Consider the following 3,253-nt stretch of genomic DNA (forward strand, 5'->3'; position numbering starts at 1 on the left):
CGCTCTGTTGGCCAGCCGCTGGTGTCCATCTTAATCCAAAATAAATGCTCTTCATTTTTGGGCTTCCACGCCCCCAGGATGCCCGCCCTCGGGGGCCTCCCGGGGGGCGGGGCGCCGGCCGGGGCCCCCCCCCCTTCCGTGCGGTGTGCGAGTGGCTCAGACGGCCGAACCGGCCTTCCACGCCGTCCAGTTCATGTTCCAGCCGTTGAGGCCGTTGTCGGGGGCCACGGTCTTGTCGCCGGTGTTGGAGACGACCACGACGTCACCGATGATCGAGTGGGTGTACATCCAGTAGGCGGGCGTGGTGGTGTCGTTGGCGCCCTTGGTGTCGGACAGGCCGACACAGCCGTGGCTGGTGTTCACGCTGCCGAAGACGGACTTGGCGCCCCAGTAGTTGCCGTGCAGGAAGGTGCCGGAGCTGGTGAGGCGGATGGCGTGCGGCACGTCCTTGATGTCGTACTCGGCCTTGCCGTCGTTGTCGGTGAAGCCGACGGTCGTGCCGTTCATGCGCGTCTGCTTGTACTTCTCGGACATCACCATGACACCCTCGTACGTGGTGTGCTCCGGCGAACCGGCCGAGATCGGGATGGTCTTGACGGTCTTGCCGTCCTCGGTGACCTTCATCTCCTTGGTCTTGGCGTCGACGTAGGAGATCTGGTTGCGGCCGATGTGGAAGGTGACCGTCTTCTGCTGGACGCCGTAGACCCCGGAGGCGCCCTCGACACCGTCGAGCGCGAGCTTCAGCGTGACGGTGGAGTTCTCCTTCCAGTAGTCCTCGGGACGGCAGTCCATGCGCTGGGTGGAGAACCAGTGGCAGACGACCTCCTGGCCGCTGCTGGAGGTGACCGTGATGCCCTTCTGGACGGCGGCCTTGTCGGTGATCTGCTTGTCGAAGTTGATCGACACGGGCATGCCGACGCCGACGGTCGAGCCGTCCTCGGGGGTGAAGGTGCCTATGAAGCTGTTGGACGGGGAGACCGTGGTGAAGGAGGCGTTCTCGTGCGCGACCAGGCCGGCGGAGTCCTTGGCCTCGGCGGCGACCTTGTAGGTGGTGGACCGCTCCAGCTGGGCGGAGGGCTTCCAGCTGGTCTTGTCGGCGGACAGGGCGCCGGCGACCGCGGTGCCGTCCGCGGTGGTCATGGCCACGCTGGTGAGCGTGCCCTTGCTGACGGTGACGGCGGCCGAGTTGTTGATGGACGCGTTGTCCGAGCCGTCCTTGGGTGTGATCGTGATGTCGGCCTGGGACGACTTCTTGGCCGCCGCCGCGTCCGCCTGGGACTGCGCGCTCTCACCGCTGCCGGACGCCTTGTCGTCGCTGCCCGAACACGCCGTGAGCACCAGTACACCGCCGAGCAGTGCGGACGCGGCCATCAGGCCCCTGCGCCGCTTACTGTCCGTCATCACACGCTTCTCCATCGTTGCCGAGTACGCGAACACACCGAGAGCCCCCGTCAAGAACCTTCAACGCTACGGCCGCGCCGCCCCGTTCCACATTCTTCGGATCTGTGGGGCACACCACGTCCACAGGGGCGGCCGATGCGGGAGGGGCGGGCCCGCGCGCCCTCTGAGACGACGAAACCCCGGACGGCGGTTGCCGTCCGGGGTCACCGGTTCCCCGGATCGCTCAGCCGATGCCGCCCTCTTCTTCGTCGTCGCGCTCGTCATCATCCTCGTCGAGATCCCAGTCCGGCGAATCCGGATCATAGGAAATCGGCTCGCTGGACCAGGAGGCCTGCTGGAGCTCGATCCCGGGCACCTCGCTGACCAGGTCGAACGGATCGACGAGATAGGCGAGGGCCTCGGCGGTGTCTTCCGTCACAGCCGCCTCGGCGTGCGCCCGCTCGTCGGCCGGCAGGTCGGGATCCCCGGCGATCCGGCCCAGTGCGGCCTTGGTGACCTCGGCGGCGTCCTCGACCTCAAGGACCAGCTCCACCCGAAGCCGCACAAATCGTGATGTCTCTGGAGTGCTCATGGCGGGAGCGTACGACCGAATCCTCCCGTAACTTTCCCGTGACCCGCGACTTTCACTAATATCGCTCCACACGGCCAATTCGCCAGCGTCACAAGGGGGATCGATATTCCGTGTCATCCGCTCGCCGCCCGCTGCTGACCGCCACCGCCGCAGGCACGCTCCTGTGCGCGCTGTGGTTCGTCCCTTCCGCCAACGCGTCCCAGGACGCCCCGGCGAGAACCGGCACGTCGGAGGGTACGGCGACCCGTGTCACCCAGCAGGCCCGGGCACTGTCCGAGGCCACCTCCGAGGCGACCGGGGACGCCACCCAACTCGCCGACACCGGCAGCCCGAACACCACGCCGTACGTCATCGGCGGCACCCTTTTCCTCGCCGTCGGCGCGGGCTTCGTGGTCTATTCGGTCCGCCGGGAACGGCTGGAATTTTAAATAACTTGACCACTCTTTGACCCTGGACTCACAGTCCTCCCATGAAGAGATCATCGGGCGTGCGGATCCGCGCCCTCGCCGTCGGCGGCGCGCTGTCCCTCGCCCTCATCACGGGCTGCTCAGGCGGTAGTTCCGAGGACACCGCGGGCACCGCGCGGGAGGCGTCCACCGTCAGGGCGCTGAGCACCGGGGAGTTGAAGCAGCGGATCCTCGCGCAGGGCGAGGTGGACGGCTACAAGGTCAACGCGATCGGCGAGGCCGCGCCGCCCCGGAGCACCATCAAGTCCAGCGACGCGAAGTGCCGCCCGCTGGCCTACGTCCTCACCGGCCTCGCCCCGGCCGACCCGGCCACCGAGATCGGCCGCACGGTACGGGAGGACAAGAAGGACCCCACCGACGACGCGACCTCCCTCGACGACATGGCCGACGGCAAGTTCGAGAGCGCGCTCAAGGACTCCCTGAACCTGGACATCACCTCCCTCGGCCTGTCGTCGTACGACGGGAACGGCGCCGAGGAGGCCTTCCGGGCCGTCTCGACCGCCCTCGGGAACTGCACGACAGGCTTCACCGGCGGCGCCTCCGGCGACGAACAGAAGGTCACCAAGGTGACGCCCACGAAGGCGTCGGGACTGGGCGACGAGTCGGTCGCCTTCACCGCGACCGCCGACATGGACGGCGACAAGGGCCCCCTGCACGCGGAGGTGGTCCGCTACGGCAACACGGTCGCGACGTACTTCACGATGAACATCGGCGCGATGATGACCGGCAAGACGTACACCGTGCCGACGGCAGTGATCAAGGCCCAGTCGGCAAAGCTGGGGTGATTGCGCAGTTCCCCGCGCCCCTTCGGGGG

General features: G+C 67.5%; 4 protein-coding genes. 2 read left to right on the top strand and 2 right to left on the bottom strand.

Annotated features, from left to right (window positions below; genetic code table 11):
* Positions 1 to 156 precede the first annotated feature (156 nt).
* Positions 157 to 1,401, bottom strand: a complete 1,245-nt coding sequence (locus ACFWPS_RS53710) for an Ig-like domain-containing protein (RefSeq protein WP_383721830.1) — start codon at positions 1,399 to 1,401, stop codon at positions 157 to 159.
* Positions 1,402 to 1,624: 223 nt separating this feature from the next.
* Positions 1,625 to 1,972 (bottom strand): hypothetical protein, encoded by a 348-nt coding sequence (locus tag ACFWPS_RS53715; RefSeq protein WP_383721832.1) that lies wholly within the window; start codon positions 1,970 to 1,972, stop codon positions 1,625 to 1,627.
* Positions 1,973 to 2,082: 110 nt separating this feature from the next.
* Here ACFWPS_RS53715 and ACFWPS_RS53720 point away from each other — a divergent pair, with 110 nt between their 5' ends.
* Entirely contained in the window at positions 2,083 to 2,400 is a 318-nt protein-coding gene (locus ACFWPS_RS53720) for a hypothetical protein (RefSeq protein ID WP_383721834.1), read from the top strand.
* 41 nt (positions 2,401 to 2,441) lie between these two features.
* Positions 2,442 to 3,224 (top strand): hypothetical protein, encoded by a 783-nt coding sequence (locus ACFWPS_RS53725; protein WP_383721836.1) that lies wholly within the window; start codon positions 2,442 to 2,444, stop codon positions 3,222 to 3,224.
* The last annotated feature ends 29 nt before the right edge of the window (positions 3,225 to 3,253 follow it).

It is taken from the genome of Streptomyces sp. NPDC058457, assembly GCF_042720695.1.
In the GTDB taxonomy this organism is placed as follows: domain Bacteria; phylum Actinomycetota; class Actinomycetes; order Streptomycetales; family Streptomycetaceae; genus Streptomyces.